The sequence below is a fragment of the Streptomyces sp. NPDC003248 genome, from assembly GCF_055563235.1.
In genome coordinates this window covers 1-25,386 of the sequence record NZ_JBVHDT010000005.1, presented here as the reverse complement: position 1 = coordinate 25,386, position 25,386 = coordinate 1, and the positions used below count along the sequence as shown (strand labels likewise).

Sequence of the window (25,386 nt, the reverse complement as noted above, 5' to 3'; positions counted from 1 at the left end):
GGCACACCGGGATACACCGCAGGAGAACGTGCGGCAGAGCCAGTCTAATGAAGGCGTTCCCGCTGTCTAGCCTTTCAAAGCATCAATCTTCAGCGGATGTACTACGGATTTCGCAGGTGTTAGCGGTGTGTTCCAGCCCTGGATCACTGTCGGGGGCCTCCTCTCCCAGGATGCGCTCGGCCGCGCCCCGGTGCAGCAGGGCCGCCGCCGGGTCGCCGAGGCGCTCCAGGGTGTCGGCCAGCCGCAGCTGCAGCGCGGCCTGGAGCCGCAGGTCCTGCGCGCGCCGCGCCCACTCCACCGCCTCCTGGCAGGTGCGCAGCGACTCCTCGGGGCGGCCCGCGTACTCCTGGACCCGCGCCAGCTCGCTCAACGCCCGCGCGTAGGCGCCCAGATCGCCGTTCTTGCGGTGCCCGGCCGCCGCGGCCCGCCAGCCGCGCTGCGCCTCGCCGTAGCGGCCCGCGTAGGTCTGCGCGGTGGCGATCCGGCCGTACAGCCGGGCGGCGTCCGCGCGCTCGTCGCGGGCCAGCCGCTGCGCCAGGGCCCTGCCGAACCAGTCGGCGGCGCGGTCGTAGTCCCCGAGTTCCTGGTGCGCGCCGCCTACGGATTCCATCGCGCGGCCGGTCGCATACGGGTCGTTCGCCTCGCGTCCGGCGTCCAGCGCCGCCCGGTAGCGCACCAGGGCGTCCGCTGTCCGTCCGGTCCGGGCGTCGACGTCGGCGAGGTTCAGCAGGGCCGCGGCCTTCTCGCGGGGCAGGTCACGCCGCTCGGCCACGTCCAGGACGAGCAGGTGGACGCCGTACAGGTCGGGGGCGGCGCCCTGGGTGCCGAAGTGCGCGACCATCGCCCTGACCAGCTGGGACATCAGCCGCCTGGCCAGGGTGTCCAGCTCCCCGTCCGCGACCGCGAGACGGGCGGAGGCGAGCAGGGCCGGCCGTCGGACGCGCAGCCAGTCGGCGGCGGCGCGGGGGCTCGGGAAGCGCAGGGCCCGGGGCATGCCCTGGAGCCTGCCGCGGACCTCGGGGTCGTCGGTCTCCGTGATCGCCCGGCAGGACTGGAGCAGCCGTACCGTCCGCTCCAGCATGCGGGCGCGCGCCAGCTGGAGCTCGCCCGGGCGTTCGTGGGTCTCGGCGGCGGCCCGCAGCAGGGGGTGCAGACAGGCGGGGACCTCGTACTGCGGCAGCGGGGCATCCACCACCCGCAGCAGGCCGAGGGCGACGAAGCCGTCCAGGGTGGTGCGGGCGGCGTCGACCGAGCAGCCGGCGAGCGCGGAGGCGGTGTGCGGGTCCACCAGGCCGGCCGGGGCGAGGGAGAGCAGGCGCAGTGTCCGGGCGGAGGCCGCGGGCAGGGAGTCGTGGGTGAGCCGGAAGACACGGCCGAGGGGACTGGTGTCGGCGCCGTCGTCACCGGTCTCGGCGTGCATCTGTTTGGCGAGGTCGGCGACGGTCGCCTGGGAGCGGGCGGCGAGCCAGCCGCCCGCGAGGATCAGCGCGGCGGGATGGCCCTGGCATGCCTCCACCAGCCCCTCCGCGGCGCGGGGGTCGACGGTGATGCGGACCGATCCGGTGTAGCGGGTGATCAGTTCGAGGGCGGACTTGGTGTCCAGGCCGCCCAGTGTGCAGGGACGCACGTCCGAGATCCCGGTGAGCGGGCCCGCGGAGACGGCGACGACCAGGCATTCCGGGGAGTCCGGGAGCAGCGCGTCGACCTGGTCGGCGCCCGCCGCGTCGTCGAGCAGGAGCAGCATCCGCCGCTCGGCGAGCGCCTCGCGCAAGGTGGCCGAGAGGTCCTCCTCGCCGGCCCCCGGCGGGACGGGCAGGCCGAGGGCGCCGAGCAGTTCGCGGGCGGCGCGCTCGACGGGGACGGGGGTGCCGTCCGGCTCCCCGAGACGGGCGCGCAGCACACCGTCGCGGTAACGGTCCGCGACCTGGCGGACCAGTTCCTCGGCGAGCGCCGTGCGTCCGGAGCCGGGCCGGCCCGCGATGAGCAGCACGCGCGCGCGGGGCGCCTTCTTCCCGGACAGCGTGTCCAGCCCCGCGCGCGCGATGTCGGCGCGCAGTTCCTTCAACTCCCGGGCCCGGCCCAGGAAATGGCCCTCCGTCGCAGCGTGTCCCGACAGCTGCACGCCGTCTGTGTCCACTGCCTGTTCCGTCACGGGCCACACTCCCGTCCCACCGCACGCGCAAGCCCGCCGGGTCTCCGGACCGGGCGATTCCAGAGCCTAGTTCACGCTCTGCGACGTTCCGGGAGGAGCACGGCGGTGGCGTCGCCCGATCGGATCAGCCGATCGTCACACCGGACGGTGGGGGCTCACCGGCACCCTGCCGATCACGCCTCGAAGGGACGCGCCGGCCACGGCGCCTGAGCCGGCCGCAGCGCGTCGAGCCCGTCGCCGCCGCGCGCGGCGACCAGGGCGAGGACGCCGACGACGAGGCAGTTGTTGTGCAGGTCGCCCGCGAGCACGCCCCGGACCAGTTCGTCGAGCGGCACGCGCGCGTGCTCCATGTCGGCCTCCTCGTCCTCCACCGCGAAGCGCTCGCCGTCGGCCTCGGACAGATCGCGGGCGAGGAAGATGCGCACGGCCTCGTCGCAGCCGCCGGCGGTCGTGTACACGTCGGTGAGGACCCGCCAGTCCTCGGCCTTGACGTGCGCCTCCTCGTACAGCTCGCGCTGGGCGGCGTGCAACGGGTTCTCGCCCGGCACGTCGAGCAGGCCGGCCGGGATCTCCCACAGCTTCTGCCGCACGGGGTGGCGGTACTGCTTGATGAGCAGCACGCGGTCGTCGGCGTCGAGGGCGAGGACGGCCACGGAACCCGGGTGGACCTGGTAGTCGCGGCGGACCACCGTGCCGTTCGGCATGACCACCTCGTCCGTGCGGACGGAGGTCTTGTTGCCCACGAAGGGGGTCTCCGTCGCCCGGATCTCCCACGCCTCGGGGGTGTCCTTGATCGTCATGCCCTGTCCTTCCACACGTACGCGAGTGACCGGCCCGCACGCGGCGGGGAGACCGGCCGAGAGAGAACCCCGGAAGAAAACCGGGGTGCCCACCTTTTGAAGGTTTGCACCCCGGCCACCGTACAACCGGTGTGTTACTTCCCATCCGCCTCCGCGGCGACCTGCCGCTCCACGGCCGCCTTCACCAGGCCCGCGAACAGCGGGTGCGGACGCGTCGGCCGCGAGCGCAGCTCGGGGTGCGCCTGCGTGGCCACCAGGTAGGGGTGGACGTCCCGCGGGTACTCGACGTACTCGACGAGCTTGCCGTCCGGGGAGGTGCCGGAGAACAGGATGCCCGCCTTCTTCTCCAGCTCCGCGCGGTAGGCGTTGTTCACCTCGTACCGGTGACGGTGCCGCTCCTCGACGTACTCCTTGCCGTCGTACACCTCGCGGACGATGGAGCCCTCGGCCAGCTTGGCCGGGTACATGCCCAGGCGCATCGTTCCGCCCATGTCGCCCTCGCCGGCGACGATGTCGAGCTGTTCGGCCATGGTGGAGATGACCGGGTGGGCGGTGGCCGGGTCGAACTCGGTGGAGTTGGCGTCCGAGACGCCGGCGAGGTTGCGGGCCGCCTCGATCACGATGCACTGGAGGCCGAGGCAGAGGCCGAGCAGCGGGATCCGGTTCTCGCGGGCGTAGCGGATCGCGCCGACCTTGCCGAGCACACCGCGGTCGCCGAAGCCGCCGGGGATGCAGATGCCGTCGACGCCGGCGAGATGGGCCGCGGCGCCGGCCGGGGTCTTGCAGTCGTCGGAGGTGACCCACTTGATCTTGACGCGGGCCTTGTGGGCGAAGCCGCCGGCGCGCAGGGCCTCGGTGACCGAGAGGTAGGCGTCGGGCAGGTCGATGTACTTGCCGACCAGGGCGAGGGTGATCTCGTGGTCGGGGTTGTGGACGCGGTCCAGCAGGTCGTCCCAGGTCGTCCAGTCCACGTCGCGGAACGGCAGGTCCAGCTTGCGGACCACGTAGGCGTCCAGGCCCTCGCCGTGCACGGTCTTCGGGATGTCGTAGATCGAGCGGGCGTCGGGGCAGGCGACCACCGCGTCCTCGTCGACGTCGCACATCAGCGAGATCTTGCGCTTGATGGCGGTGGGCACCTCACGGTCGCAGCGCAGCACGATGGCGTCCGGCTGGATACCGATGTTGCGCAGGGCGGCCACGCTGTGCTGGGTCGGCTTGGTCTTCAGCTCCCCCGAGGGACCGATGTAGGGAAGGAGGGAGATGTGGACCACGAAGACGTTGTCCCGGCCGACCTCGTGGCGGACCTGGCGGACGGTCTCCAGGAACGGCAGCGACTCGATGTCGCCGACCGTGCCGCCGACCTCGGTGATCACGACGTCCACCTCGTCCGTCGCCATGCGGCGGATGCGGTGCTTGATCTCGTTGGTGATGTGCGGGATGACCTGCACGGTGTCGCCCAGGTACTCGCCTCGGCGCTCCTTGGCGATCACCGTGTTGTAGACCTGGCCGGTGGTGACGTTGGCCGAGCCGTCCAGGTCGCGGTCGAGGAAGCGCTCGTAGTGGCCGATGTCCAGGTCGGTCTCGGCGCCGTCGTTGGTGACGAACACCTCACCGTGCTGGAACGGGTTCATCGTGCCAGGGTCGACATTGAGGTACGGGTCGAGCTTCTGCATCACGACGCGCAGGCCCCGCGCCTTGAGCAGCATCCCGAGGCTGGAGGCCGTCAGACCCTTGCCGAGAGAGGAGGCGACACCCCCGGTGACGAAGATGTGCTTGGTCGTCGTGGATTTGGGCGGCATGGCCAAGAGGGGGCTCCCGTGGTCGCGGTCTGGGGGTGCGGTGCGGCGTCCGGAGGCTCTCACCAGCGGTTCGGGCCGGATTCCTCCGGGGGCGCCGTCGCTGCGGTTCGGGGGTTTCGAGCCCACCGGTCCACGGGCTACCAGGGTATCAGCGCCTCAGGGAGATGGCTTCCGGCCACGCTCCGCACACGTCCCGACACGGCTGCTCTGGTCCACACTGGTTTCTCACCCGGTGCTCACCCGTTCGGCCCACCCGGGTTGCCCGGAGCGGCACACAGATCATCTACGTGCGTCGTATCCTGCTCGGACACTCACTGCCGAGCCCGGCCGGCCGACACGGCACCACCCCCGCCCGTATCCACCGGAACAACGAGAGCTCGTCAGTTCGTTGAGCAAGAATTGGCGTTTTGCCGACACGGCTGAGCGGCTGCTTTGCTTCACCGCTCAACGACGCATGACAACAACCCCCTTGACCGCACTAGCGACAGCCCCCTCATAGGGGGTGACGTGGCCGTTCGACTGGAGTTGCACGTGGCCGGGCGCATCGAAGACTACGCACTCATCGGAGACATGCAGACCGCCGCACTGGTCTGCCGTGACGGGACCGTGGACTGGCTGTGCCTGCCCCGCTTCGACTCGCACGCGATCTTCGCAGGGCTGCTGGGCACCGAGGAGCACGGCTTCTGGCGGCTCGGGCCCGCCCACGGCTCCGACCAGGAGCCGCCCACCGCCGCCCGGCGCGCCTACCGGGGCGACTCGCTGATCCTGGAATCCGAGTGGGACACCCCGCGCGGCACGGTCCGAGTGACCGATTTCATGCCCCCGCGTGACGGCGCCCCCCAGCTGATCCGCATCGTCGAGGGCGTCTCGGGCCGCGTCCCCATGCGCTCGGCCCTGAGGATGCGGTTCTCCTACGGGCGCGTCGTCCCCTGGGTGCACCGGCACGAGGGGCGCACGGTGGCGGTCGCGGGACCGGACTCGGTGTGGTTCGACACCGACTGCGAGACCTACGGGAAGTCCCTGACGACCTACGCCGACTTCACCGTCGCCCCCGGCGAGCGCATCGCCTTCACGATCTCCTGGCAGCCGTCGCACAAGGAGCCGCCGCCCCTGCCCGAGCCGGAGCAGTCGCTGGAGGCGACGGAGGAGTTCTGGCGCGAGTGGGTCGAGCACTGTACGTACCACGGTCCCTACCGCGAGGCCGTGATCCGCTCGCTGATCACGCTGAAGGCGCTGACCTACGCCCCCACCGGCGGGATCGTCGCCGCCCCCACCACCTCCCTCCCGGAGGACATCGGCGGCGTGCGCAACTGGGACTACCGCTACACCTGGCTGCGCGACGCGGCCATCACCCTGTCCTCCCTGCTGCGCACCGGCTACCGCGAGGAAGCCCGCGCCTGGCGCGAGTGGCTGCTGCGCGCCGTCGCCGGCGACCCGGAGAACCTCCAGATCATGTACGGCATCGCCGGCGAGCGGGAGCTCGGCGAGGCGGAGCTGGACTGGCTGCCCGGCTACGAGAACTCCGCGCCGGTCCGGGTCGGCAACGGCGCCGCGCACCAGCTCCAGCTGGACGTGTACGGCGAGGTCACCGAGGCCCTGCACCTGGGCCACATGACGGGCCTGGCCCGCAACGACTACGCCTCCCTCCTCCAGCTGAAGCTGATCCGCTACCTGGAGAAGCACTGGGACACGCCGGACGAGGGCATCTGGGAGGTCCGCGGCCCGCGCCGGCACTTCGTACACTCCAAGGTCATGGCCTGGGTCGCGGTCGACCGCACGATCAAGCTGATCGAGTCCGGCGACGCGGACGGCCCGCTGGAGCGGTGGCGCGAGCTGCGCGACGACATCCACCGGGACGTGTGCGAGAAGGGCTACGACAAGGAACGCAACACCTTCACGCAGTCCTACGGCTCCAAGGAGCTGGACGCGTCCTTGCTGCTCATCCCGCAGATGGGCTTCCTGCCCCCGGACGACAAGCGGGTCATCGGCACCATCGAGGCGATCCAGCGGGAGCTGTCCACGCCGGACGGCTTCATCCTGCGCTACCCCACCCAGGGCGACCACGAGGGCGTGGACGGCCTCCCCGGCGACGAGGGCGCCTTCCTGGCGTGCTCGTTCTGGATGGCGGACGACCTCGCGATGATCGGCCGCGTGGACGAGGCCCGCAAGCTCTTCGAGAAGCTGCTGTCGCTGCGCAACGACCTCGGACTGCTCGCCGAGGAGTGGGACCCGCGCCTCCAGCGCCAGGTCGGCAACTTCCCGCAGGCGTTCAGCCACGTCCCGCTGATCGACACGGCCCTGCGCCTGACGGCGTCCGGCGCGTACGGCGGCTGACCCGGCCCGACCCGGCACGCCCGCCTAGGCTGGGAGGCATCGGCCCCTGCACGGAAGGGGGCGGCGGCCCATGGCTCCCCCGTCGAAGGCGGGCGCGGCCCTCGCCGCGCTGCGCGAGGATCTGGCCGGCGACGTGTTCGCCCCCTGGGACGTCGGGTACGACGAGGCCCGGACGGTGTTCAACGCGATGATCGACCGCCGTCCGGCGGTGATCGCGCAGTGCGTGGACGAGGCCGATGTCGTCCGGGCCGTGCGGTTCGCCCGTGACCTCGACCTGAAGGTCGCGGTGCGCGGCGGCGGACACAGCGTGGCGGGCATGGCGGTGAACGACAACAACCTGGTGGTCGACCTGCGGCACCTGCGCGCGGTCGCCGTCGACCCCGCGGCGCGGGCGGTGCGGGTCGCGGGCGGCGCCACGATGAGCGACCTGGACCGCGCCACCCGGCCCCACGGTCTGGCCACGACCGGCGGCCGGGTCTCCACCACCGGCGTCGGCGGCTTCGTCCTCGGCGGCGGCACCGGCTGGCTCGACCGCCGCTGCGGACTCGCCGCCGACAACCTGCTCGGCGTCGACCTCGTCACCGCCGACGGCGACCGGCTCCACGCGAGCCCCGACGACCATCCCGACCTGTTCTGGGCCCTGCACGGCGGCGGCGGCAACTTCGGCGTCGCCACCGCGCTCACCCTGCGGCTGCACGAGCTGCCCGACTTCGCCGTCGCGCTGCTGCTGTACCGCCCGGAGTCGGGCCGCGAGGTCACGCGCGCCTACCGCGACGTGATCGAGTCCGGCCCCGACGAGGCGGGCGGCGCCGTCCTCTACCTCACCGGGCGGCCCGCGGAGTTCGTCCCGCCGCACCTGGTCGGCACGCTGGTGTGCGCCGTGCTGCTGACGTACGCCGGGCCGGAGACCGGACTGCGCGAGGTGGCCGAGCCGCTGCTGGCGCTGCCGCACGAGGCGGAGCTCGTCGGTCCGATGCCGTACGCCGACGTGCAGTGCATGATCGACGAACCGCCCGGGATGCGGAACCACTGGTCGGCGGAGTACCTGTCGGGCGCGCCCGACGACCTCGTGGACGTCTTCTGCGCCCGCGGGGAGGCGCTGCCCGTGCCGACCGGCTCGATGCACGCCCTGTTCCCGCAGGGCGGGGCGATCGCCGCCGGCCCGCACGGGTTCCCGGTGCCGTACCGGGACGCGCCGTGGGCCGTGCACCCCTTCGGGCTGTGGGAGGACCCCGCGGACGACGAGCGGTGCGTGCGGTGGGTCCGGGGCGTGCGGCCCGAGGTGGGGCCGTGGAGCACGGGCGCGGTCTACCTCAACTTCATCGGCGACGAGGGCCCCGACCGCGTCGTGGCCGGTGTGGGCGCCGGGAACGCCCGGCGGCTCGGGGACCTGAAGCGACGGTACGACCCCGACAACGTCTTCCGCTTCAACCACAACATCAGACCGATCTGAGCGGCGCGTCCGTCCAGGGCCTGGGGCGGCGAGTCCGTCCGGGGCCCCCGGACACCCCACCCCGGAGGCCGCCGACGGTGATCGTCCCCGGCTCCGGGCGGACCTGTCGCCGGGACGTCTTCGCAGGTAGCGTCCGCTGCATGGACAGCCGCACGGACCATCGATACGACAGTCAGGGCGCCGGCATCACCGTGCGGCGCGCGCTGGAGCTGCCCGGACTGCGCAGCGGGCTGCCGGAGATCCTCGCGGGCGCGGACCGGCTGGGCCGCACGGTGCGCTGGGTGCACGCGGGCGAGGTCCCCAACATCGCCTCCCTGCTCAAGGGCGGCGAGCTGCTGCTGACCACGGGCTACGGCCTGGGCACCCGGCCGGCCGACCAGCGGGCGTTCGTGCGGACCCTGGCCGAGCGGGGCATCGCGGCCCTGGTGATCGAGCTGGGCCCGCGCTTCACCCGGCTGCCCGCGGCGGTGGTGGAGACGGCGCGGACGTCGGGGCTGCCACTGGTCCAGCTGCACCGCGAGGTGCCGTTCGTGACGGTGACCGAGGAGATCCACACCGAGATCGTCAACGGCCACTACGCGCTGCTCCAGCGGGCGGAGGAAGTGCACCGCCGCTGTACGCAGGCCCTGCTGGGCGGGGGCGGGGTCCCGCAGGTCCTGGAGATCCTGGCGGACTTCTGCGGCAACCCGGTCTTCCTGGAGACGACCGAGGGCCGGCTGCTGTACGCCGCCGGCGCCGGGCCCGAGGGAGCGGATCCGCTCCAGGTGTGGGAGGGGTTGCGCGGGCCGCACAAGGACGCGCCGCCGCCCGCCGGTTCGGTGCTGGTGGACGTGCCCGGCGGCGGGCCGGGTGCGGGCTCGGTGCGGGCCCGGCTCGTGCTGCTGCCGGTGCGCGCCGCGCTGGCTCCGGTGCACCGCATGGCGGTCGAGCGGGCGGCCGGGGTCCTGGCCGTGGTGCTGATGCAGGCGCGTCAGGAGGAGGAGCTGGCGGCGCGGGGCCGGGGCGACTTCCTGACCGACCTCGCCGAGGGGCGGATCGCGGCGCAGGACGCCCCGGCGCAGGCGCGTGTACTGGGTTTCAAGCCGGGCGACAGCCCGCTGCTGCCGGTCGTCATGCGGCTGGGCGACGCGCTCTCCCCGGGCGGGGGGTGGGCGGTGCTGGCGCGTGCGGTGGCGGAGGAGCTGGCGTCGGTCGGGGTGCCGGTCCTGCTCGGCGTACGCCCGGTGGAGGGCCGGGTGCCGCTGCTGCTCGGCCTGCGGGCGGAGTCGGAGCGGCCGGCGGTGGCGGACCGGGTGGCGGCGGCGCTGCGGGCCGGCGCGGAGCGGGCCGGCATGCGGCGGCCGGGAGGCCGGCCGCCGGTCGTGGTCGTCGGCGTCGCGGGGGGCTGGGCGGCCGCGTCGGCGGGCCTGCGGCACGCGGCGGAGACGGCGACCGCCGCCCAGGGACTGTCGGACCGGCCCTGGTACGACGCCCGCCGCCTCGACATCGACCTGCTTCTGTGGCGCCTGCGCGACCATCCCGACCTGGCGGCCTTCGTGGACCGCGCGATCGGCCCGGTCCGGGACCACGACCAGCGCTCCAGGCCGCCCCTGCTGCCCACCCTGGAGACGTACCTCGCCCACGCCGGCCGCAAGGCGGAGACCGCCCGTGAACTCCACCTCAACCGCCAGACCCTGTACAACCGCCTCGCCCGCATCGGCGAGCTCCTGGGCACGGACCTGGACGACCCGCAGACGGTCCTGGCGTTGAGCCTCGCCCTGCGGGCCCGCCGACTGGTGCCGTGAACCGTCCGGCGGGCGGCGAGCCCGCCAGGCCGGCGGCACGCCCTGCCGTGCCTCGCCGTACCCCGCTGTGCCTCGCCGTGCCCCGCCGTGCCCTGCCGTGCCCTGCCTCGCCGTGCCCTGCCTCGCCGTACACTGCCGTGCCCCGCCGTGTCACCGGGCGGGGCGCCTCGCGCTACGGCATCGCGGGACCCGGCACAGCCGGGACCGGCACATCCGGAGCTGGCACGCCCCTGACCGGCACATCCGGGGTCGGCACATCCGGGACGGGAACGCCCGGGACCGGCACACCCGGGACCGGCGCACCCGGGACGGGAACGCCCGGGACCGGCACATCCGGAGTCGGCACACCCTGGACGGGAACGCTCGGGACGGGAACGCCCGGGACCGGCGCACCCGGAGCCGGCACCCCCCTAACCAGCACACCCGAGACCGGCACACCCCGAGACCGGCACACCCCGGGGCTGGCACACCCCGGGACGGGAACACCCCGGGACGGGAGCGCCCTGGACCGGCACGCCCGGCAATCGGCGCGTCCGAGATTCGGTGCGCGCCGAGCATGGGCGCGTCCGGGAATCGGCGCGCACCGGCCTGGCCGAGATTCGGTGCGCGCTGAGAATCAGTCCGTCCGGGAATCGGCGCGACGCCCTCTCGGCTCGGGCCGCGATCCGGTTGAGGCCGGCTCAGATCAGCGGCTGGGGCTGCGTCAGCTCGTCGTAGACGCTGAGGACCTGGGCGACGGTCTCGTCCTCGGTGGGCCAGGTGGCCGCCTGCCGGGTGCCGAGGTCGCGGAGCCGCTCGCACCGTCCGGGGTCGTCGAGCAGCCGGGCGACGGCGTCGCCGAGCGCGTCCGCGTCCCCGGGCGGGACGAGTTCGGCGGCGTCGCCGACGAGTTCGCGGACGCCGCCGGTCCGGGCGGCGACGAGCGGCACGCGCGCGTGGAGCGCCTCCTGCGCCGCGACGGACCGCGCCTCCTCGTCGCCCGCCAGCACGGCGAGATCGGCCGCGGCCAGCAACTCGCCCACGTCGTCCCGCAGCCCGATGAGCCGGACGGGCAGTTCCTCCTCCTCGATGCGCCGCTGGAGATCCGCCCGCAGCGGTCCCTCCCCCGCGACCACGACCAACGGCACGGGATCCAGCAGGCGCCACGCGCGCGAGGCGTCCAGCAGGACGTCGTAGCCGCGGTGGCGCTCCAGCGAGCCGACCGCCATCAGCAACGGGCGCCCGATCGCCCCGAGTTCGGCGCGCACCTTGGACCGCGGCCGCTCGGGGTCCTCCTCGGCGGGACGGACTCCCGGCAGCGCCACGGGGGCGAGCCGCGCGTCCCGCGCACCCGTCCGGCGCGCCCGGTCCACCAGACCGGACGTCGTTCCCAGCACGACGGCGGCCGCCTTGGCCACCCTCCGCTCCAGCAGGCGCAGCAGATGGGCGCGGGCGCCCTCGGCGTACGCCCGGTCGTGCCAGGTGACGACGAGCGGGGTACGCCGGCCGCCGAGCGCCAGTACGGCCCGGAAGGAGGCGTGCAGTCCGTGCGCGTGGACGAGGTCGGCGTCCGTGCAGGCCGCCCGCAGCGCCTTCACGGACGCGGGATCGCTACTGCGCGGCACGGGCACGTGTTCGGCTCCGATACCCGTGAAGTCGTAGGTGTGATCGGCCTCCATGGGGGCGCACACCGTCACCCGCACGCCCCGTGCGACGAGCCCCGCGGCCAGGGAGCGCACGTGCGCGCTGCTGGTGGCGTTGCCACCGCCCAGCACCTGCACGGTGTGCAGCGGCGACTGGCCGTGCGGTGAGTGGATGCTCACGTGGCCGGGGCTCCTGGTTCGGCGTCGGGCGGTCACGAAGGAACGTGCGGAAGGGGGCCGGACGGAGGGGTGGACCGCTCGGGCTCCTCCCTCTCCTACGTCAAGGATGCCAGCACGTACGGGTGTTCCGTGCCGTCGAGCGCCCCAGGCTCCGGCAACACGGCCCCGCATGTCACTCACACGAGTGAAGGAGGTCGGGGTTCCGTTCGAGCGGGTCAGGCCTTCGGGCAGATCGGCGACCGCGTGCCCCCCACTCCCCCGCCACCCGCACGCACACCCACCACGCCGACGGCGCGCGCCGGTCCACGACACCCCCGTCCGCCCTCCGCCGGCCCGACCGTCCCACCGGGAGCGCGCCCGGACGTACGCCGCGCGCCCCGCCGTCCCGGGGACCCGCGCGAGCACCACGGCACCCCCACCCGGCCACGCGGGAGGGGCGGTGACCTCAAGGTCACCGCCCCTCGCGCGCTCCTCCGCGTCCCGGGACACGGGCCACGGGCCCGGCCTCGGCCGGGCCGGCGCTACAAATCCGCCCGCGCCGTCGCCAGCAGTTCCTCCGCGTGTGCCCGGGCCGTCTCGGAGTCCTCCTGTCCGGCGAGCATCCGGGACAGTTCCCGGACCCGCTCCTCGCCCTCCAGGACCTTCACGCCGGACCGGGTCACGGACCCGTCGTTCGTCTTCTCCACCAGCAGCTGCCGGTCCGCGAAGGCGGCGACCTGCGGAAGGTGCGTGACCACGACGACCTGCGCGGTCTTCGCCAGCCGCGCCAGCCGCCGCCCGATCTCGACCGCGGCCTTGCCGCCGACGCCCGCGTCGACCTCGTCGAACAGATACGTCGGCACGGGATCCGTCCCCGCGAACACGACCTCCACGGCGAGCATCACCCGCGAGAGCTCACCGCCGGAGGCACCCTTGGCGATGGGCCGCGGCGGCGCGCCCGGGTGCGGGGCGAGCAGCAGCTCGACCTCGTCGGCACCGGACGGCCCGTAGGCGACCGTCCGCCCGCCGACCGCCACGCCCTCGGGGTCCGGCGTCTGCCGGATCTCGAACGACACGCGCGCGTGCGGCATGGCCAGCGACGCCAGCTCGGCGGTCACGGCGGCGGCGAACCGCTCGGCGGCCTCCGCCCGCGCGTCCGTCAACGCCTGCGCCAGTCCGCCCAGTTCGGTCCGCAGCGCGTCCCGTTCGGCGGTCAGCTCGTCGATCCGCTCGTCGTCGCCGTCCAGCTCGGTCAGCCGCGCGGCACCCCGCTCGGCCCACGCGAGGACGCCGGCGACGTCCTCCCCGTACTTCCGGGTCAGCGCGGTGAGCGCGGCCCGCCGCTCCTCCACGGCGGCCAGCCGCAGCGGGTCGGCGTCGAGGTCGTCGGCGTACCCCGCGAGCTCTCCCGCCACGTCACCCAGCAGGATCCCGATCTCCCCGATCCGGTCCGCGAGCGCGGACAGCGCCGGGTCGTGCGCCCGCACCGCCTCCAGGGCCCGCTGCGCGCCCGCCACGAGCGTCGCGGCGTCAATGCCCTCGGGGTCCTCCGGATTGCCCGCCAGAGCGGCGTGGGCGGCCGTGGCGGCCGAGGACAGCGCCTCCGCGTGCCCGAGCCGCTCCGCCTCCTCCGCCAGCTCCCCGTCCTCCCCGGCGCGCGGTTCCACGCCGGCGATCTCGTCGAGCCCGTAGCGCAGCATGTCGGCCTCCTGGGCCCGCTCACGCGCGCGCGTGGTGATCTCGTCGAGCTCGACGGACACGGCCCGCAGCCGCCGGTAGGCCTCGCTGTACTTGGCCAGCGGCACGGCGACGGCGTCCCCGGCGTACCGGTCGAGCGCCTGCCGCTGCCGGGACAGCTTCAGCAGTCCCTGCTGGTCGGTCTGCCCGTGCACGGCCACCAGCTCGTCGGCCAGCTCGGCCAGCACGCCCACCGGCACGCTGCGCCCGCCGACGTGCGCCCGCGAGCGCCCCTCGGCGGAGACGGTACGGCTGATCAGCAGCGCCCCGTCGTCGAGCTCGGCCCCGGCCTCCTCGGCCCGTACGACCACCGAGGCGTCGGCGGGCACGGCGATCCGCCCCTCGACGACCGCCTTCTCGGCGCCGATCCGCACGAGCGCGGCGTCGGCGCGTCCGCCCAGCAGCAGCCCGAGGCTGGTGACCACCATGGTCTTGCCCGCGCCCGTCTCACCCGTGACGGCGGTGAAGCCCGGCGACAGCTCGACGACCGCGTCGTCGATGACCCCGAGCGACCGTATCCGCATCTCCTCCAACACGGACACGACCTTACGAGGTCCGGGAGGAGAAGCGCGAGGCACCCTGTCACCCGGGCGGGTGGAGGTGTCCCGGGGACGCGGGACCGCGCCGCAGTACGGCCCCGCCGCGTGCCGGCGGCCGGCCATCCACGGCCCGCGGCCGCCGACGGTCCCCGCCCCCTTCGGCCCCTCCAGCCCTTCCTGCTCCTCCGGCGACCGGCTAGTGCCGAGCCCCCCGCCACCCCGAGACGGGCAGCGCGAACTTCGCCACCAGCCGGTCGGTGAAGGAGGCGTGGTGCAGTCGCGCGAGCCGCACCGGCACGGCCCCCCGCCGTACCTCGACCCGCGCCCCCGGAGGCAGCTCGAAGGTCCGCCGCCCGTCGCACCACAGCACGCCCGGCGGAATGTGCGGCAGCAGCTCCACGGCGAGCACCGAGTTCGGCGAGGTCACCAACGGCTTGGCGAACAGCGCGTGCGCGCTGATCGGCACCATCAGCAACGCCTCGACCTCGGGCCACACCACCGGCCCGCCGGCCGAGAACGCGTAGGCGGTGGACCCGGTGGGCGTCGACAGCACGATCCCGTCACACCCGAAGCCGGTGACCGGCCGCCCGTCGATCTCCAGCACGACCTCCAGCAGCTTCTCCGCGCCGGCCTTCTGCACCGCCGCCTCGTTCAGCGCCCAGTCGGTGTGCACGATGTCCCCGTTGCGGTGCACGACCACATCGACGGTCATCCGCTCCTCGACCTCGTACGCCCGCGACACCACCCGGTCGACGACCTTGTCCAGGTCGTCCCGCTCGGCCTCGGCCAGGAAGCCGACGCTGCCCAGGTTCACGCCGAGCATCGGCACACCGGACGCCCGCGCGAACTCCGCGCCCCGCAGCAGCGTGCCGTCACCGCCGAGGACGATGAGCAGCTCGCAGCCCACCAGGCACTGCGGGGTGGCCTCGGCGACCAGTTCCACCTCGTCCGGCAGGGGCAGGTCGGCCGCCTCGTACTCCAGGACGCGCACGCCGATGCCCTCGCGCAGCAGCCCCTTCACGACCAGCTCCGCGCTGCGGATCGCGGCGGGCCGGCCCGTGTGGGCCAGCAGGAAAACAGTACGAGCTCGGTTCTGTGTCAACGCGGCCCCTCCGCCACTGCACGGTCAACATCCGCCGGGTCCAGGGCGGGCGCCCCGGCCCGGAGCCACAGAAAATACTCGACGTTGCCCGAGGGCCCGGGCAGCGGACTGGCGGTGACACCCTTCACCCCGAGCCCGAGGTCCCACGCCTTCGCGGCCACGCCACGGACGGCCTCGGCCCGCAGCTGCGGGCTGCGGACGACGCCCCCGCTGCCGAGCCGTTCCTTCCCCACCTCGAACTGCGGCTTGACCATCATCACCAGGTCGGCGTCCGGCCCGGTGCACCGCGCCAGGGCCGGCAGCACCAGCCCGAGCGGAATGAAGGACAAGTCCCCCACGACAAGATCCACTGGCTCCCCATCGATCGCTTCGAGCGTCAACTCGCGTACGTTCGTACGGTCCTTGACGGTGACGCGTTCATCGCTCTGGAGGGACCAGGCGAGCTGTCCGTACCCGACGTCGACGGCGACGACGTGCGCGGCGCCCGCCCGCAGCAGGACGTCGGTGAAGCCCCCGGTGGACGCGCCGGCGTCCAGCGCCCGCCGTCCCTCGACGACGAGCCCCCGCGGCACGAACGCCGTCAGCGCGCCCGCCAGCTTGTGCCCGCCGCGCGAGACGTAGTCGGGATCGCTGTCGTCGGTGGCGACGACGATGGCCGCCGCGGTCTCCACCTGCGTGGCCGATTTGGTCGCGACGGTCTTCCCGACGGTGACCCGCCCCGCGGCGATCAGCTGGGCGGCGTGCTCGCGCGAGCGCGCGAGCTTCCGGCGCACCAGCTCCGCGTCCAGACGACGACGTGCGACTCCTGCCACGTTCGGTTCAGCTCCTACCGGTCTACGTCGAGGGGGGCGCCGGAGGTCCCGGGCGGGCGTCGAGCGCGGTGAGCGCGTCGCGCAGCCCCCGGTGTACATCCTCGTACACCTCCAGATGGCCGTCCGTGCCGAGGTGGTCGGCGTCGGCCAGCCGCTCCAGGTGGCCGTCGACCTCGTCGTTGCCGGTGGGCGTGCGGGGGACGTGCAGGGGCGCGGGGGCGGCGGGGTCGTCGCCGGGGCCGTCGGGCCCGTCGGACCCGCCATCGGACCCGCCAGGTCCATCGGGCCCGGCAGGTCCGCCAGGTCCATCGGGCCCGGCAGGTCCGTCAGGTCCGTCAGGTCCGTCAGGTCCGTCGGATCCGCCGGGCACGGCGTCGGCGCCAGACGGGGTCTCGGCGTCCCGCACGACACCCGTGCCCCGCGCGGGCCCCTCGTCGCGCGGGAGCCCGGCGTCCTGCGGGAGCCCGGCGTGCCGTGCGGGCCCGGCGCCCCGGGCGGGCCCGGTGTGCGGCGCGAGCCCGTCGTCCGGCGCTGTGTCGCTCATGCCCCGACGCTACCGCGAACCGCTGGGGTACCGTCGGGCGCGATGGCCACGATCGAGGAGTGCCGCGCCGCACTGGAGAAGTTCTCGGAGAATCTGGGGGGCACCCGGGGCGAGGCCCGCGAGGCCGTGTCCCTGGACCGCTCGGTGAGCTGCCGCCTCACCGACCTGGACGTCACCTTCGTCGGCCGCCTCACCGGCGGCCGCATCGAGGTCGACGACACCGTCCAGGGCCCCCCGCCGCAGAAGGCCCAGATACGTCTCACCACGACCGGGGACGACCTGGTGGCGATGGTGGACGGCGACCTGGCCTTCGCGAAGGCCTGGGGTTCGGGCCGGGTGAGGCTGGAGGCGGGCCTGCGCGACCTGTTCCGGCTCCGGAAGCTCCTGTGAAAGGACCGGAAGGGGTCCGGCAGCTCCCGTGACGCCCCGAACGGGCTCCGGTGACCCTCAGGAGGCCTCCGCGGCCGCGACCTTCCGCACGTCGGTCCGCGCCTTGCGCGCCGCCGGCACCACCAGCGGCGTCCCCGTCTCCGGGTCGTCGATGACCTGGCAGCGCAGCCCGAAGACCTCCTCGACCAGCCCGGCCGTGACGACGTCGTTCGGCGCGCCCTGGGCGATGACCTCGCCGCCCTTCAGCGCGATGAGGTGGGTCGCGTACCGGGCCGCGTGGTTGAGGTCGTGCAGGACGGCGACCAGGGTGCGGCCCTGTTCCTCGTGCAGCTCGGCGCAGAGGTCGAGGACGTCGATCTGGTGCTGGATGTCGAGGTAGGTGGTCGGCTCGTCGAGCAGCAGCAGCGGGGTCTGCTGGGCGAGCGCCATCGCGATCCACACCCGCTGCCGCTGGCCGCCCGACAGCTCGTCGACGTACCGGTCGGCGAGCTCGGCGACGCCGGTCTGCGCCATGGACTCCTGGACGACCCGCTCGTCCTCCGTCGACCACTGGCGCAGGATGCCCTGGTGCGGGTAGCGGCCACGGCCCACCAGGTCGGCGACGGTGATGCCGTCGGGCGCGATCGAGGACTGCGGCAGCAGGCCCAGCGTCCGCGCGACCTTCTTCGCGGGCATCGACTGGATGACCTGCCCGTCGAGCAGCACCTGGCCCTGACTCGGCTTCAGCATCCGCGACAGCGCCCGCAGCAGCGTCGACTTGCCGCAGGCGTTGGGGCCGACGATCACGGTGAAGGAGTTGTCGGGGATCTCCACCGACAGCTGTTCGGCGATGACCCGCTGGTCGTAGGCGAGGGTGACGTTCTCGGCGGACAGGCGGTTCACGGTGCTCCTTTGGTTGTTCAGCCCGTGGCTGACACGGGTGGTGGCGCTCATGGCCCGGCCGGACACCCTGTCCCGGCCGGGCGTCATATACGGCCCGACCGGCGCTCGGCGACCAGCAGCCACAGCAGGTAGACGCCGCCGAGCACGCCGGTGACCACGCCCACGGGCAGCTGTCCGTCGCCGAAGAGCCGCTGCGCGGCCCAGTCGGCGGTGACCAGGAGGGCGGCGCCCATGCACAGCGCGGGCAGCAGGTTCGGGCCGGGCGAGCGGGTCAGGCGCCGGGCGAGCTGCGGCGCGGTGAGCGCCACGAACGCGACGGGCCCGGCGGCGGCGGTGGCGGCCGCGGTGAGCAGCACGGCGGCGACCATCAGCAGCAGCCGTACGCGCTCCACCCGCACGCCCAGGGCGTTGGAGACGTCGTCGCCCATCTCCATCATCCGCAGCCCGCGCGCGTTGGCGAGGACGAGCGGGGCGAGCACGCAGACCAGCGCGAGCAGCGGCCAGACCTGCTTCCAGTCCCGGCCGTCGAGCGAGCCGGTCATCCACACGACCGCGCGGGCCGCGTCGACCAGGTCGGCCTTGGTGATGAGGTATCCGTTGACCGCGGTCGCGATGGCCGACACGCCGATGCCGACCAGCACCAGCCGGTAGCCGTGCACGCCGCGCTTCCAGGCGAGCAGGTAGATGGCGGCACCGGTGACCAGACCGCCGACGAGCGCGCCGACGGCGACCTGGTTGGCGGACCCGGACATCAGCACGATCACCACGAGCGCGCCGGCCGTCGCCCCCTGCCCGAGCCCGAGCACGTCAGGGCTGCCCAGCGGATTGCGGGACACCGCCTGGAACACGGCGCCGCCGAGTCCGAGCGCGGCCCCGGCGAGCAGCCCGACGAGGACGCGTGGCAGCCGCAGCTCGTTGACGATGAACTCCTGGCCCGCGGTGCCGTCGCCCGCCAGCGTCTTCAGCACGTCGCCGGCCGGGATCGGGAAGTCGCCGGTGCCGATCAGCACCACGCTCGCGGTGAGCGCGGCGGCCACCAGCAGCACGACGACGACGACGGCACGCGCGTCCACCCGCAGGGAGAGCCCCCCGGGCGTGCGCAGGGCGCGGGGCGCCCCCGGCGTACGGGCGCCCGTGCGGCCGGTCTCCCCGGGCCGCCCGGTCCCCTCCGCCGGGGTCCGTCCCGAGGTGTCCGCCGCGGTCTTGGATGCGGTCTTCACAGCTGGGCCGTCCTCCGCCGTCGTACGAGAAAGATGAAGACCGGGCCGCCGATGACGGCGGTGATGATGCCGACCTGGACCTCCGACGGCCGGGCGACGACCCGGCCGATCACGTCGGAGCCGAGCAGCAGCACCGGTGACAGCAGGGCCGCGTACGGCATGATCCAGCGCAGGTCGGGTCCGGTGAAGGAGCGGACGACGTGCGGGACCATCAGCCCGACGAACACGATCGGCCCGCAGGCGGCGGTCGCGGCACCGCACAGCACGGTGGCGGCGAGCATGGACAGCGCCCGGGTGCGGTCGAGGTGGGCGCCGAGCGCCTTGGCGGTGTCGTCGCCCATGGCCATGGCGTTGAGCGGCCGGGCGAGCAGGAACGCCAGGAGCGTGCCGACCGCCAGGAAGGGCAGCACCTGCCGGATCGTCTCGTCGGTCGCGGAGGCCAGCGAACCGACCGTCCAGAAGCGCATCCTGGCGAGCGCCGCCTTGTCCATGATCATGACGGCCTGGACGTAGCCGAAGAGCGCGGCGCTGATCGCGGTGCCGGCCAGCGCGAGCCGCACCGGCGTGGCGCCGCGGCTGCCGCCGAGGAACCACACCAGCGCACCGACCGCGGCCGCCCCGAGGAAGGCGAACCACACATAGCCGGTCAGGCTGGTGACGCCGAGGTAGGTGATGGCGGTGACGACCGCGGCCGACGCGCCCGCGTTGATGCCGAGCAGTCCGGGATCGGCCAGCGGGTTGCGCGTGAGGGCCTGGAGCACGGCTCCGGAGAGCCCCAGCGCGGCACCGACCAGCAGTCCGAGCACCGTCCGCGACAGCCGCTCGCCCACGACGACGTCGCCGTAGGTGCCCGTGTCCTGGAACAGGCCGTGCCAGACCTGTTCCAGGGAGAGTTCCTTGGCCCCGATGGCGACACTCGCCACGGCCACGACCACCAGGACCGCGAGGGAGACGAGCAGCCCAAGGGAACGGCTCGCCCGGCGGGTTGGGGGCGCGGGGGCGGTCTCCGCGCGCTGTTCTGGAACACTGTCGACGAACACGCAGTTAGGTTAGCCTACCCTCCTCACCTGGCTCGATGCCTTGACCGACACCCGTTGCGGCACTTTTCGCGTCCGCATCCGGAGCCACTGCCCCGCGGGGTGTCACCGCAGGCACGTCACCACGGGGTGTCATCGCAGGCACGCCACCGCGGGGTGTCACCGCAGGCACGTCACCACGGGGTGTCATCGCAGGCCGCGCCACCGCGTGGTGTCATCGCAGGCCGCGCCACCGCTGGGTGTCACCGCAGGCACGTCACCGCGGGGGTCCGGTTCACAGGCCGAGCCGCGCCAGCGCCTTCTCCCCGTCCAGCTCGCACACACCGTCACCCGCCGCCGTCCAGGCGGCCGCGCACAGCGCCCTCAGCCCGTCCAGCGCGTCGCCGTCACCCTCGAGGCGCAGCCGCTCGGCCCCGGCCTTCGCGGTCCATCCACCGCACCGGAAGCCGTCCCCGTCGGCCGTCACCTCGGGCTGTCCGGTGAGCAGACCCCGCAGGTCCGCGTCGACGTAGGTCGGCCGGTGCTGCGGCGGCGCGGCGAGGAGCTGGGCGCCGTCGGTCACCCCGGTGAGGACCAGCAGCGAGTCGACCTCCCCGTTGGACGCCCCCTCGATGTCGGTGTCCAGCCGGTCCCCCACCACCAGCGGCCGCTCGGCGCCGGTGCGCAGGATCGTCTCCCGGTGCATCGGGGGCAGCGGCTTGCCCGCGACCTGCGGCTCGGCCCCGGTCGCGATCCGCACGACCTCCACCGCGGCCCCGTTGCCCGGGGCGATCCCCCGCCCGCTGGGAATGGTCAGGTCGGTGTTGGACGCGAACCACGGCACACCCCGCGCGACGGCGTACGACGCCTCCGCGAACCGCCCCCACGGCAGGTCCGGCCCGCCGTACCCCTGGACCACGGCCGCCGGGTCGTCGTCCGCCGACTCCACCGGCACCAGACCCCGCTCCCGGAGCGCGACCCGCAGCCCGTCCCCGCCGATGACGAGCACCCGTGCCCCGGCCGGCACCTGCTCACTGATGAGCCGGGCCACCGCCTGCGCCGAGGTGATGACGTCCCGCGCTCCTGTCGGTATCCCCAGCTCCGTCAGGTGCGCGGCCACGGTGTCGGGCGTCCGCAGCGCGTTGTTGGTGACGTACGCGAGATGCATCCCGCCCTCCCGCGCGGCGGCCAGAGACTCGACGGCGTGCACGATCGCGCTCCCGCCCGCGTACACCACCCCGTCCAGGTCGAGCAGCGCCGTGTCGTACGCCTCGCTCAGGGCCTGTCCGCTGCCGTCGGGACCCGTCCTCACGCTCGGGCTCATTCCGCATCGCTCCTCGTTCGCTCGCTTTCCTCGATCATCCCGCATGCCACTGACACACGTACGATGCCGGGATGAACTCAGCGGGTCACTCGGAAGCAACGGCGCCCCGAGGCCTGGAACTCACCCCGTTCCGAGGCCTGCGCTACGACCCCGACCGGGTCGGCAGTCTCGCCGCCGTCACCTCCCCGCCGTACGACGTCGTCGTCCGCCCCGACGGTCTGCACCACCTCCAGGACGCGGACCCGTACAACATCGTCCGGCTGATCCTTCCCCAGGCCGGCACGGCAGCCGCCCGCAACGAGCAGGCCGCGGCCACCCTGCGCCGCTGGCTCTCCGAGGGCGTCCTGGCGGCCGACCCCGAACCGGCCCTGTACGTCTACGAACAGCGGCACCCCGACGGCGTACTCCAGCGCGGCGTCATCGGCGCGCTGCGCGTCTCGGAGCCCTCGGCGGGCGTCGTCCTCCCCCACGAGGACGTCATGCCGCACGTCGTCGCCGACCGCGCGGCCCTGATGCGCGCCACCCACGCCAACCTCGAACCCCTGCTCCTCACCTACCGGGGCGACGGCGCCGCGGCGGACGTCGTGGACCGCTCCACCGAACGGCCCCCGCTGCTCTCCACCGCCACGGAGGACGGCTACCACCACCGCCTCTGGTCGGTCACCGATCCCGCCGAGGTGGCCCGTGTCCAGGCCGGCCTCTCCCCTCACCAGGCCCTGATCGCCGACGGCCATCACCGCTGGGCGACGTACCGGCGCCTTCGCGCGGAGCACGGCTCCCCCAGCCCCTGGGACCACGGCCTGGTCCTGCTGGTCGACACGGCCCGCTATCCCCTGCGGGTCCGTGCCATCCACCGCCTGCTGCACGGCCTGCCGGTGGCGGACGCCCTGTCCCGCGTCGAGGGCCTGTTCCGCGTCCGCCGCCTGACGGGACCGCTGCCGGAGGCACTCGACGTCCTGGCCGACGCCGCCTGCGCGGGCAACGCGTTCCTCCTGGCGGGCGACGGCGCCTTCCACCTCCTCGACCGCCCTGATCCGGCCCTGCTGGCCCGCACGGTTCCCGCCGACCGCCCGGAGGCCTGGCGCTCCCTGGACGCCACGGTCCTGCACATGACACTCCTGGCCCATGTGTGGCGCGTCCCGGACGACGATCCGTCCCGCATCGCCTACATCCACGACACGGCCGCGACGGTCGAGAAGGCACAGCACGACGGCGCCACGGCGGTGCTGCTGCACCCGGTCCGCGAGGACGTGGTCCGCGATCTGGCCCGCCAGGGCGTCACGATGCCCCGCAAGTCGACGTCCTTCGGTCCGAAACCGGCCTCCGGCCTGGTGCTGCGGGCCCTGAACATCTGACCTTGCGTACGGCGAAGGGGCGGGATCCCGGCTTCCACCAAGATCCCGCCCCTTCGTCCGTCACTGGCGTGTGTCAGTCCTGACCCTCGCTCTTGCCGTCGGTCTTGTCCTCGGCCGGCTCGCCGTCGGCCGCGTCCTCGTCCAGCGCGTCGACGAACTCCACGCCGTCCAGTTCCGCCAGCCGGTCCGAGGCGTCCGTGCTGCCGTCGCGGTCGGCCTCGACGGCCTTCGCGAACCATTCCCGCGCCTCGCTCTGCCGTCCGGCGGCCTGGAGGGCGTCCGCGTACGCGTAGCGCAGTCGGGCGGTCCACGGCTGCACGGAGTGGGAGGCCAGCTCGGGGCTCTGCAACGTCACGATGGCCGCGTCCAGCTGCCCCATGTCCCTGCGGGCGCCGGCCGCGACGAGCCGCATCTCGACCTGCCCGGCCTTGTCGAGCTTGTGCACCTCGGGCGCCCCGGCCATGTCCAGTGCCTTCTCGGGACGGCCGAGCCCCCGCTCGCAGTCGGCCATGACGGGCCACAGCTCCACCGACCCGGTCATCCGCCGGGCGGCCCGGAACTCGGCGAGCGCCTCGCTGTACTTCTGGTTGGCGTACGCGGCGAATCCGGCGGCCTCCCGCACGGCGGCGACCCTCGACGCCAGTCGCAGCGCGACCTTGGCGTATCCGTAGGCCCCTTCCGGGTCCTCGTCGATCAGCCGCGCCACCATCACCAGGTTCTTGGCGACGTCCTCGGCGAGCGTCTTCGGCAGGCTCTGGAGCTCCTGCCGTACGTCCTTGTCGATCTCGTCGCCGGTGACGTCCTCCGGGATCGGCAGCCGCTTGATCGGCTCGCGGTCCCGGTCACGCTCCCGCTCGTCGCGGAACCGCCCGCCGCCCCGGCGGTCGTCCCGGCGGTCGTCCCGTCCGTCACGGCCCCGGAATCCACCGGGCCTACCACCCCGGTCGTCCCGGCGCGGGCCGCGCCCACCGCGGTCGTCCCGCCCACGGAATCCACCGCGCTCGCCACCCCGGCTGTCGTCCCGGCGGTCGTCACGACGGAATCCGCCACGGTCCCCGCGGTCATCACCGCGACGGTCGTCCCTGCGGTCGTCGCGGCGGTCATCACGCCGATCGTCGCGGCGGTCGTCGCGGCGGTCGTCGCGGCGGAACCCACCACGGTCCCCGCGGTCATCGCGCCGGAATCCGCCACGGTCCCCGCGGTCATCGCCCCGACGGTCGTCACGGCGGTCATCACGCCGATCGTCGCGGCGGAACCCGCCCCGGTCGTCGCGCCGGAACCCACGGTCGTCCCGGCGGCCGTAGCCGCTGCGTGAGTCGTCACGGCGGTCGTCCCGGCGGTCATCGCGCCGATCGTCACGACGGTCGTCCCTGCGATCGTCACGGCGGTCGTCATGGCGGAACCCGCCCCGGTCGTCGTGGCGGAAGCCGCCCCGGTCGTCCCGGCGGCCGTGGCCACTGCGGGAGTCGTCACGGCGGTCATCACGCCGGCCGTAGCCGCCTCGCTGATCGTCGCGCCGGAAAGCGGGCCGGTCACCACGGTCCCCGCGATCGTCCCGGCGTGCCCCACGGTCGCGGTCGTCCCGCTGGAATGCGGGACGCGAACCCCGGTCGCCTTCACGCCGGTCGTCGCGCCGGCCGTAGCCACCGCGATCGCGATCGCCGTACCCCCCACGGTGGTCGCCCCGCCGGTCGTCGCGCCGGTCGTCGCGCCGATCATCACGGCGGTCGTCACGACGGAACCCTCCGCGCTCGCCGCGGTCCCGGTCATCACGTCGACCGTGACCGCCGTACCCGCCACGGTCATTGTCGCGGCGGAACCCGCCGCGCTCACCGCGCTCGCCACGGTCCCCGCGGAAACGGCCGCCGTCGCCGCGCTCACCGCGATCCCCACTGTCCCGTCGCCGCTGGTCGCGCTCCGGTCGGTCGTCGGGAGAGTTGGTGGACATGGTGACTCCTGTCTTCGGTACCGCAAGTCATTCTCGCGCAACCGGGTACCCGGTGCGCTCCGGAAAAACAAAAAGGACCCCTGGTCCCAGCTGAACGCTGGGACCAGGGGTCCTTCCAAAGATTGTTCGGCGGCGTCCTACTCTCCCACAGGGTCCCCCCTGCAGTACCATCGGCGCTGTAAGGCTTAGCTTCCGGGTTCGAAATGTAACCGGGCGTTTCCCTCACGCTATAACCACCGAAACCCTAATGGTTTCGAGCGAACAAGCACACTTTTCACTTGTTTTCACTCAAACCGGCAACGGTCGTTGCCTCAGAACTAACACAGTGGACGCGAGCAACTGAGGACAAGCCCTCGGCCTATTAGTACCGGTCACCTCCACACGTTACCGTGCTTCCAGATCCGGCCTATCAAC

The 25,386-nt window shown here is 73.7% G+C and carries 18 protein-coding genes, 1 rRNA gene and 1 pseudogene; 5 read left to right on the top strand and 15 right to left on the bottom strand.

The window, feature by feature from the left end; genetic code table 11:
* Positions 1 to 82 precede the first annotated feature (82 nt).
* The 3 genes from ACZ3KJ_RS14080 to ACZ3KJ_RS14070 all read right to left on the bottom strand — a co-directional run bounded on the left by ACZ3KJ_RS14080 (position 83) and on the right by ACZ3KJ_RS14070 (position 4,751).
* Positions 83 to 2,152: a tetratricopeptide repeat protein gene (locus ACZ3KJ_RS14080; RefSeq protein WP_467526867.1), complete on the bottom strand. Its 2,070-nt coding sequence runs from the start codon at positions 2,150 to 2,152 to the stop codon at positions 83 to 85.
* Positions 2,153 to 2,325: 173 nt separating this feature from the next.
* The gene (locus ACZ3KJ_RS14075) at positions 2,326 to 2,952 is read right to left on the bottom strand and encodes an NUDIX domain-containing protein (RefSeq protein ID WP_467526865.1); all 627 of its coding nucleotides are present in this window, start codon (positions 2,950 to 2,952) and stop codon (positions 2,326 to 2,328) included.
* A 134-nt stretch (positions 2,953 to 3,086) separates the two neighbouring features.
* Positions 3,087 to 4,751: a CTP synthase gene (locus ACZ3KJ_RS14070; RefSeq protein WP_467526864.1), complete on the bottom strand. Its 1,665-nt coding sequence runs from the start codon at positions 4,749 to 4,751 to the stop codon at positions 3,087 to 3,089.
* A gap of 531 nt (positions 4,752 to 5,282) precedes the next feature.
* On the opposite strand from ACZ3KJ_RS14070, the gene ACZ3KJ_RS14065 reads away from it, so the two are divergent.
* From ACZ3KJ_RS14065 to ACZ3KJ_RS14055, 3 genes are all read left to right on the top strand, one after another.
* Entirely contained in the window at positions 5,283 to 7,085 is a 1,803-nt protein-coding gene (locus ACZ3KJ_RS14065) for a glycoside hydrolase family 15 protein (protein WP_467527423.1), read from the top strand.
* 70 nt (positions 7,086 to 7,155) lie between these two features.
* Positions 7,156 to 8,538, top strand: a complete 1,383-nt coding sequence (locus tag ACZ3KJ_RS14060; protein ID WP_467526862.1) for an FAD-binding oxidoreductase — start codon at positions 7,156 to 7,158, stop codon at positions 8,536 to 8,538.
* A gap of 140 nt (positions 8,539 to 8,678) precedes the next feature.
* A complete protein-coding gene (locus ACZ3KJ_RS14055; protein ID WP_467526860.1) occupies positions 8,679 to 10,322 on the top strand; it encodes a PucR family transcriptional regulator in 1,644 nt (547 codons plus the stop codon).
* Positions 10,323 to 11,002: 680 nt separating this feature from the next.
* On the opposite strand, the gene ACZ3KJ_RS14050 is transcribed toward ACZ3KJ_RS14055, so the two are convergent.
* The 5 genes from ACZ3KJ_RS14050 to ACZ3KJ_RS14030 all read right to left on the bottom strand — a co-directional run bounded on the left by ACZ3KJ_RS14050 (position 11,003) and on the right by ACZ3KJ_RS14030 (position 16,663).
* Positions 11,003 to 12,124: a glycosyltransferase family 4 protein gene (locus ACZ3KJ_RS14050; protein WP_467526858.1), complete on the bottom strand. Its 1,122-nt coding sequence runs from the start codon at positions 12,122 to 12,124 to the stop codon at positions 11,003 to 11,005.
* A gap of 521 nt (positions 12,125 to 12,645) precedes the next feature.
* On the bottom strand, positions 12,646 to 14,364 hold the full coding sequence (gene recN / locus ACZ3KJ_RS14045; RefSeq protein WP_467527422.1) for a DNA repair protein RecN: 1,719 nt from the start codon (positions 14,362 to 14,364) through the stop codon (positions 12,646 to 12,648).
* Positions 14,365 to 14,575: 211 nt separating this feature from the next.
* Positions 14,576 to 15,481, bottom strand: a complete 906-nt coding sequence (locus ACZ3KJ_RS14040) for an NAD kinase (protein WP_389520053.1) — start codon at positions 15,479 to 15,481, stop codon at positions 14,576 to 14,578.
* Positions 15,478 to 16,293 (bottom strand): TlyA family RNA methyltransferase, encoded by an 816-nt coding sequence (locus ACZ3KJ_RS14035; RefSeq protein WP_467526857.1) that lies wholly within the window; start codon positions 16,291 to 16,293, stop codon positions 15,478 to 15,480. Before ACZ3KJ_RS14035 ends, ACZ3KJ_RS14040 begins: the two co-directional genes overlap by 4 nt.
* Before the next feature lie 22 nt (positions 16,294 to 16,315).
* A complete protein-coding gene (locus ACZ3KJ_RS14030) occupies positions 16,316 to 16,663 on the bottom strand; it encodes a hypothetical protein (protein ID WP_467527420.1) in 348 nt (115 codons plus the stop codon).
* Between the two features lie 216 nt (positions 16,664 to 16,879).
* Here ACZ3KJ_RS14030 and ACZ3KJ_RS14025 point away from each other — a divergent pair, with 216 nt between their 5' ends.
* Positions 16,880 to 17,227 (top strand): sterol-binding protein, encoded by a 348-nt coding sequence (locus ACZ3KJ_RS14025; protein ID WP_467526855.1) that lies wholly within the window; start codon positions 16,880 to 16,882, stop codon positions 17,225 to 17,227.
* A gap of 57 nt (positions 17,228 to 17,284) precedes the next feature.
* On the opposite strand, the gene ACZ3KJ_RS14020 is transcribed toward ACZ3KJ_RS14025, so the two are convergent.
* The 4 genes from ACZ3KJ_RS14020 to ACZ3KJ_RS14005 form a co-directional block, all read right to left on the bottom strand.
* Positions 17,285 to 18,160 carry an ABC transporter ATP-binding protein gene (locus tag ACZ3KJ_RS14020; protein ID WP_467526854.1) on the bottom strand — a complete coding sequence of 292 codons (876 nt, stop codon included), beginning with the start codon at positions 18,158 to 18,160 and terminating at the stop codon, positions 17,285 to 17,287.
* Between the two features lie 32 nt (positions 18,161 to 18,192).
* Positions 18,193 to 19,212 (bottom strand): FecCD family ABC transporter permease, encoded by a 1,020-nt coding sequence (locus ACZ3KJ_RS14015; RefSeq protein ID WP_467527419.1) that lies wholly within the window; start codon positions 19,210 to 19,212, stop codon positions 18,193 to 18,195.
* 113 nt (positions 19,213 to 19,325) lie between these two features.
* Complete coding sequence (locus ACZ3KJ_RS14010) at positions 19,326 to 20,369, bottom strand: FecCD family ABC transporter permease (RefSeq protein WP_467526853.1); 1,044 nt, start codon at positions 20,367 to 20,369, stop codon at positions 19,326 to 19,328.
* 271 nt (positions 20,370 to 20,640) lie between these two features.
* Complete coding sequence (locus ACZ3KJ_RS14005) at positions 20,641 to 21,669, bottom strand: HAD hydrolase-like protein (protein ID WP_467526852.1); 1,029 nt, start codon at positions 21,667 to 21,669, stop codon at positions 20,641 to 20,643.
* A gap of 71 nt (positions 21,670 to 21,740) precedes the next feature.
* On the opposite strand from ACZ3KJ_RS14005, the gene ACZ3KJ_RS14000 reads away from it, so the two are divergent.
* Positions 21,741 to 23,024: a DUF1015 family protein gene (locus ACZ3KJ_RS14000; protein WP_467526850.1), complete on the top strand. Its 1,284-nt coding sequence runs from the start codon at positions 21,741 to 21,743 to the stop codon at positions 23,022 to 23,024.
* Positions 23,025 to 23,097: 73 nt separating this feature from the next.
* Here the strand turns inward: ACZ3KJ_RS14000 and ACZ3KJ_RS13995 are convergent, their stop codons facing one another.
* From ACZ3KJ_RS13995 to rrf, 3 genes and pseudogenes are all read right to left on the bottom strand, one after another.
* Complete coding sequence (locus tag ACZ3KJ_RS13995; protein WP_467527417.1) at positions 23,098 to 23,841, bottom strand: tetratricopeptide repeat protein; 744 nt, start codon at positions 23,839 to 23,841, stop codon at positions 23,098 to 23,100.
* A 27-nt stretch (positions 23,842 to 23,868) separates the two neighbouring features.
* A pseudogene (locus ACZ3KJ_RS13990) lies at positions 23,869 to 24,567 on the bottom strand (hypothetical protein); the annotation flags it as partial.
* 529 nt (positions 24,568 to 25,096) lie between these two features.
* Positions 25,097 to 25,213, bottom strand: a 5S ribosomal RNA gene (gene rrf, locus ACZ3KJ_RS13985).
* Positions 25,214 to 25,386 lie beyond the last annotated feature (173 nt).